This window comes from Sulfuritalea sp. (genome assembly GCF_031426875.1).
GTDB lineage: Bacteria > Pseudomonadota > Gammaproteobacteria > Burkholderiales > Rhodocyclaceae > Sulfuritalea.
Genome location: NZ_JASJPC010000043.1, coordinates 45,419 through 51,716, shown reverse-complemented (window position 1 = coordinate 51,716; position 6,298 = coordinate 45,419). Strand labels below are relative to the sequence as shown.

General features: G+C 64.5%; 5 protein-coding genes. All 5 read right to left on the bottom strand.

Annotated features, from left to right (window positions below; genetic code table 11):
- Positions 1-50 precede the first annotated feature (50 nt).
- The 5 genes from RMO95_RS17960 to hemA are packed head-to-tail and all read right to left on the bottom strand — an operon-like array spanning position 51 to position 6,281.
- Positions 51-467 carry a hemerythrin family protein gene (locus tag RMO95_RS17960; protein WP_310452033.1) on the bottom strand — a complete coding sequence of 139 codons (417 nt, stop codon included), beginning with the start codon at positions 465-467 and terminating at the stop codon, positions 51-53.
- Between the two features lie 49 nt (positions 468-516).
- The gene (gene prmC / locus RMO95_RS17955; RefSeq protein WP_310452032.1) at positions 517-1,407 is read right to left on the bottom strand and encodes a peptide chain release factor N(5)-glutamine methyltransferase; all 891 of its coding nucleotides are present in this window, start codon (positions 1,405-1,407) and stop codon (positions 517-519) included.
- A complete protein-coding gene (gene prfA, locus RMO95_RS17950; RefSeq protein ID WP_310452031.1) occupies positions 1,404-2,480 on the bottom strand; it encodes a peptide chain release factor 1 in 1,077 nt (358 codons plus the stop codon). Before prfA ends, prmC begins: the two co-directional genes overlap by 4 nt.
- 9 nt (positions 2,481-2,489) lie before the next feature.
- Positions 2,490-4,970 (bottom strand): glycerol-3-phosphate 1-O-acyltransferase PlsB, encoded by a 2,481-nt coding sequence (plsB, locus tag RMO95_RS17945; protein ID WP_310452030.1) that lies wholly within the window; start codon positions 4,968-4,970, stop codon positions 2,490-2,492.
- Positions 4,971-5,027: 57 nt separating this feature from the next.
- Positions 5,028-6,281, bottom strand: a complete 1,254-nt coding sequence (gene hemA, locus RMO95_RS17940) for a glutamyl-tRNA reductase (RefSeq protein WP_310452029.1) — start codon at positions 6,279-6,281, stop codon at positions 5,028-5,030.
- Positions 6,282-6,298 lie beyond the last annotated feature (17 nt).

Here is a 6,298-nt window from a genome sequence, read left to right as displayed (position 1 = left end):
GATTCAATGCCTATGATTATAGCATAACATTGGTGAAGTCCGACAGGCTGCTAGGCCGGTTGCCTGCCGTAGAGCACCGGAAATTCCTCCTTGATATAGGTCGCGAATTCCCGGTCGTCGCTCAGGACGTGCCGGACAAACCAGGCTTCGAAGAAACCGACCAGGTTTTCGCCCGACGGATTCCGCTGCAGCTTGTCCTCCAGTTCGTCCATCAGCTCGATGATTCTTGCGTGCCCGTAGCGATGTTCCTGCAGGTCAGGATAACGGGTGATTTCATGCAACGACTCCTCGACGGCGAGGTGGAACTTCATGTAGGCGGAAAGCTGCGACAGCAGGAAGTGCAGGATATGCCAAGGATCCCGCTTCGCAATCGAGTTTTCGATAGCCAACAGGTGCTCGAAGATTTGCTTGTGTTGATTGTCGATCGCCTCAATGCCGATCGCCAGATCGTTGTCCCACTTCATCATGCCGCCCTTCTCGGTGACCGTTAAAACCACAGTGCCTGCCGGTTGATCCTTACTTCAGCCGTCCACCACTTGCACGAATGATACCCGCCAGATCGCGGCACTGTTCGATATCGGCGAGACCCGCGGCTGCCAGCAGTTCACGCACAGGCTCGGCCTGATCGTAGCCGTGTTCGAGCCAGAGCCATCCACCGGACGCCAGATGTGCAGGCGCGGCGGCAAGGATGCAGCGAATTGCATCCAGTCCATCCGCGCCGCTTGCCAACGCCGCGGCCGGCTCGTGGCGCAGGTCGCCCGCAGCAAGGTGCGGATCGGCTGCCGCGATATAGGGAGGATTGGCCACGATCAGATCGAAGCGTTCGCCGCCAAGGGCCGAGAACCAGTCGCTTTGCAGGAAGCGCACGTGCGCACCGAGCCGTTCCGCGTTCTTGCGCGCGATCAGCAAGGCGGCTGCCGAAGCGTCCACCGCGGCAAGCTGTGCCTGGGGGATTTCCAGCGCCAGCGTGACCGCAATACAACCGCTGCCGGTACCCAGATCGAGAATCCTCGCCGCAGCGGACTCTGCCTGCCGGGAATTCCGCTCGCCCGCCGCGAAGCGGAATCCCGGGTGTGTCGAGACCGCGGGCCGGCAAGCGCCGACTTTTGCCAGGGCGATTTCGATCAGCAGTTCGGTTTCGGGACGCGGGATCAGCACTGCCGACGAGACCTCGAATTCACGCCCGAAAAACTCGCGAAACCCGACCAGGTAAGCGATTGGCTCGCCGCCCGCACGCCGCGCCACCAGCGACGCGAAGGCCAGCAGTTCGTCTTCATCGAGCACCTGGTCGTCATGGGCAAGCAGCCAGGCCGCCGATTGTTGCAGGACATGCCCCAGCAGCAGGCGCGCCTCGCCGGCCGGCAGCTTGGCCCGCGCTGCGACAAGCGCCGCCGCTACTGTGGTCATTCGGCCAGCGCCGCCAGCAGTTCCGCCTGGTGCTCGGCGGTCAGGGCGCCGACCAACTCGTCCAGGTCGCCGTCCATGATGGCGTCGATCTTGTACAGCGTCAGGTTGATGCGGTGGTCGGTGATCCGTCCCTGCGGAAAGTTGTAGGTGCGGATGCGCTCGGAGCGATCGCCGGAGCCGATCAGGCTCTTGCGCTGCGAGGCGATCTGCTGCTGCTGGGAGCAACGTTTGGCGTCGTTGATGCGGGCGGCCAGCACCGACATGGCCTGTGCCTTGTTGCGGTGCTGCGAGCGGTCGTCCTGGCACTCGACGACGATGCCGGTCGGGATGTGGGTGATGCGCACCGCCGAGTCGGTCTTGTTGATGTGCTGGCCGCCGGCGCCCGAGGCACGGAAGGTATCGATGCGCAGGTCGGCCGGATTGATGTCGATGTCGACCAGCTCGTCGGCCTCGGGCATCACCGCGACAGTGCAGGCCGAGGTGTGGATGCGGCCCTGGGTTTCCGTTACCGGCACGCGCTGCACGCGGTGGCCGCCCGACTCGAACTTGAGCTTCGAGTAGGCGCCCTGGCCCTCGACGCGGGCGATGATTTCGCGGAAGCCGCCGAGGTCGGATTCGCTGCGCGAGACGATCTCCACCTTCCAGCGCTGGCGCTCGGCATAGCGGCTGTACATGCGGAAGAGATCTGCGGCGAACAGCGCCGACTCGTCGCCGCCGGTGCCGGCGCGGATTTCCAGGAACAAATTCCTGTCGTCGTTGGGATCCTTCGGCAACAGCGCGGTCTGCAGCTCGATTTCGAGCCGGGCCATGGCTGCACTGGCCGATTCCTGTTCGGCCTGGGCCAGTTCCTTCATCTCGGGATCGCCGAGCATTTCGCCGGCACTTGAATAGTTGGCGCTGGCGCTACGGTAAAGATGAAACAGGTCCACCACCGGCGTGATGTCGGCGCGCTCGCGGGTTAGTTTGCGGTAACTGTCCATGTCGCGAGCGGCGTGTTCGCCGCCCAGCAGGCCGTCGATTTCGGCCAGGCGTTCGCTCAGGCGTTCAAGTTTGTCGAGTATGCTTTTTTTCATGGGATCAGGTCAGTTTGCCGGCGAGGATGCCGCGCGGGCGATGAGTTGTATGCTTTGGCGCACATCGGCGGCGAGCAGCAGTTCGGTCTGCGCCGCGGCGAGGGTGATGCGTTCGTCGAACTGCAGCAAGCCGGCCTCGTCCACCTGCAGGATTTCGGCATCGATCAGATTGCGGATCACGTTGCCGAACAGCAGTTTTTCCGAAAACTCGGCCGAGTTGAACTGGTAGAGCATGGTCAGCCGCTGCGCCAGCAGGTGAGCGGCTTCCTCCAGCGCATTGCGGGTCAAGCGGCCGCTGCCGTGATGCTGCAGCAAGGCCAGGGTGAGGAACTGGCGTTCCAGCGTGGGCCGGATGATTTCGCCGAGTTGCCGCAGTTCGGGACTGGCCTCGCTGTTGGGCGGCGGCGCACGCAGAATCTCGCTCTGGCTGTCGCCGAGGATCAGGCCGCGCCGGGACAATGTCGCTTCGGTGCGATCGATCACCGCATCGAGTTCGGCGGGTTCCCACGGCAGGAACAGTTCGGCGCGCAGCAGGCCGTAGATGCCCTTGATCGCCTCCCGAGCGCGCTGCCGCGGCAGCCGCTGGTTGTGGCTGATTAGGCAGGCCAGCAGCGCGGGCAGGGCGAACAGGTGCAGCACGTTGTTGCGGAAGTATGCCAGCAGCGCCGCCTGCTGCTCGTCGGCGCGGATGATGTCGCCCAGGGGATGCGGATGGCATTGCACCAGGTCGAGCCGGCGCACGTAGTCGATCACCTCGCCGGCCGGCAGTTGGCAGGGAACGATCTCGCCCCACGCCGTCTCGGCCAGCAGGTACTGGATGTGCTCGATCTGCTTCTGCAACAGCCGCAGATCGGCGGCGTGCTTGGGCGTGGACAGCAAGGTCAGCGCCAGCAGATTGACGGGGGTGACCACCGCCTGGGCATTGATGCGGCGCGCCAGGGCCGTGGCCGTGGCCTCCACGGCATTGCGCAGCCACGGCGCCCTGGCATCGAAGCTCTCCTCCCGCCATGCCGGGTGCTGCGTGTCGAGAAACTCGGCCAATGCCAGGGGCGGGCCGAAATTCACATGGACCTTGCCGAAGTTGCGCTTCAGCAGCCGCGCCGCGGCGAGCAGGTCGCTCAACGACTCGGACTGCTTGGGCCGACCATGGAGTTCGGCCAGATAGCTGCCGCCTTCCATCAACTTCTCGTAGCCGATGTACACCGGCACGAAGACCAGCGGTCGCGCGCGGCTGCGCACGAAGCTCTGTATGGTCATCGCCAATATGCCGGCCTTGGGTGCCAGCATGCGCCCGCTGCGGCTGCGCCCGCCCTCGATGAAGTACTCGATCGGAAAGCCGCGGTCGATCATCAGGTGCAGGTACTCCAGAAACACCGTCGCATAGAGCTGCTCGCCCTTGAACTTGCGGCGCAGGAAGAAGGCTCCAGAACGCCGCAGCACGGAGCCGAGCAGCGGCAGATTCAGGTTGGCCCCGGCCGCGATGTGCGGCACCATCAGGCCGCGGTTGAAAATGATGTAGGACAGCAGCAGGTAATCGACGTGGCTGCGGTGACAGGGTACATAGACGATGCCGTGGCCCGGCGCCACCGCCGTGACGCGCTCGAAGTTGTGCACTTCGACGCCGTTGTAGACCTTGTTCCAGACCCAGGTCAGGAACAGCGAAAACGCCCGCACCACAGCATAGCTGTAGTCGGAAGCGATCTCCAGCGCGAACTCCCGCGCTGCGCGCTGCGCGGCGACTTGCGAAATCGACTTGGCCTGCGCTTCGGCAACGACGGCCTCGCGCACCGCAGGCGTGTTGAGCAGGGCGCGCAACTGGGTGCGGCGATGCGACAGATCGGGACCGATCGCCATTTCGCGCTGGCGCCGGAAGTGCACGCGCAGGATACGTCCCAGCTTGCGCAGCGCGCGGGGCTCGTCGATGTCTTCGGAGAGCAGTTCGCGCAGCGAGATCGGCGCATTGAAACGCACCACGGTATGACGGCCATGGATCAGGATGGCGAACAACTGCCGCAGCGTGCTGACCGACTGCCAAGTCTCGGCGAACAGGGCCTCGAGTATCGAGTCCTGCTTGCCGGGTTCGCGCCCCCAGAGGATGGTCACCGGCACCAGTTGCACGTCGAAGCGGGGATCGGCGACCGCAGTCCGCACCAGCGACTTGAGCAGCGCCGAATGCTCGCTGCGCGGATTCGGCGCGAATTGCCCGCGCGTATTGCGCGAGAGGAAAAAGAAGGATCGTCGCGCGGAAAACGCCGCATCGCGCAGGGGCCGCAAGGCGGGCGGCAGGCCCAGTTCGCGGCATTCCCGGTCGAGTACCAGCAGATTCGAAAGACGACGCACGTCAAGTACGTAGCAAACCGCCAGGTCGGGTCGCAGCTTGAGCATTTCCGGAGTTTCCGGGAATACCCGGGTACGCGTCGCCAGGTAAAGAATTCGACGCAGAAGGTCCAGCGTCCAGCCGGTTAAATCGAAGAAGGACTGGCGGCTCACTGGCGGACAGGCTTCTGCGCCGTGCAGGCGCCGGACGGTCGATGCGGGACCACGCACCTACTCCCCGGAATTCAGGCGATAGATACGGGAGATTAGGGCTGAAACCTCGGTGCGCTCGGCGCCTTCCGCCTGATTCAGGGCGTGGGTCGGGGCATGCAGCAGCTTGTTGGTGAGGCCGTGCGACAGCGCGTCGAGCACCTTGGCCGGATCGTCGCCGCGCGCCAGGAGCTTGAGCGCGTGCTCGACTTCATGGCGGCGCGCGCGTTCGGCGGCATCGCGCAGGGCGCGGATGGTCGGCACTGTCTCGCGCGATTCGAGCCAGTGCAGGAAACCCGAAACGCGATCGGTGATGATGGCCTCGGCCTCGACCACGGCGGCCTGGCGCGACTCGAGGCCGGATTCGACTATCTGGCCGAGGTCGTCGAGCGTGTAGAGAAACACGTCGTCCTGCCGGCCCACTTCTTCCTCGATGTCGCGCGGCACGGCCAGATCAACCATGACCATCGGCCGATGGCGGCGCGCCTTGAGGGCACGCTCGACCATGCCGAGGCCGATGATAGGCAGCGAACTCGCGGTGCAGGAGACCACGATGTCGTAATCCGCCAGGCGCTCGCCGAGCTGGTCCAGTTTCATGGCATCGCCGCCAAAGCGCGCGGCCAGATCGGCGCCGCGCTCCAGGGTGCGATTGGCGATGGTGAGCCGCTTGGGCTTCTGCGCGGCGAAATGCGCGGCACACAACTCGACCATCTCGCCGGCGCCGATGAACAGCACTTTTTGCTCCGTCAAGCTGTCGAAAATGCGCGCAGACAAATGCACGGCCGCCGCCGCCATGGAAACCGTGTTGGCGCCGATCGCGGTGGTCGAACGCACTTCCTTGGCCACGGCGAAAGTGCGCTGGAACAGTTTGCCCAGCAGCGTGCCAAGGGTTCCGGCCTCTTCCGCGGCACGCGCCGCCTGCTTCATCTGGCCGAGGATCTGCGGCTCGCCGAGCACCATCGAATCAAGCCCGGCAGCAACACGGAACATGTGGCGCACCGCATCCCGCTGCGGATGCTGGTAGAGGTAGGGATGGATTTTCTGCGGCGACAGCGAGTGATATTCGGCCAGCCAGTCCGCCGCGACCTGCGGATTCTCGGCGGCGCAATACAGTTCGGTGCGATTGCAGGTCGACAGGATCGCGGCTTCGCGCACCGATTTCGCCCGCAACAGGTCGTGCAGAGCCTGCCCCATGTGCGATGGGTCGAACGCCACCTGCTCACGTACTGCCAGCGGGGCCGTATGGTGGTTGATACCCAGAGCGAACAACTGCACGGAGATATGACCTTGAA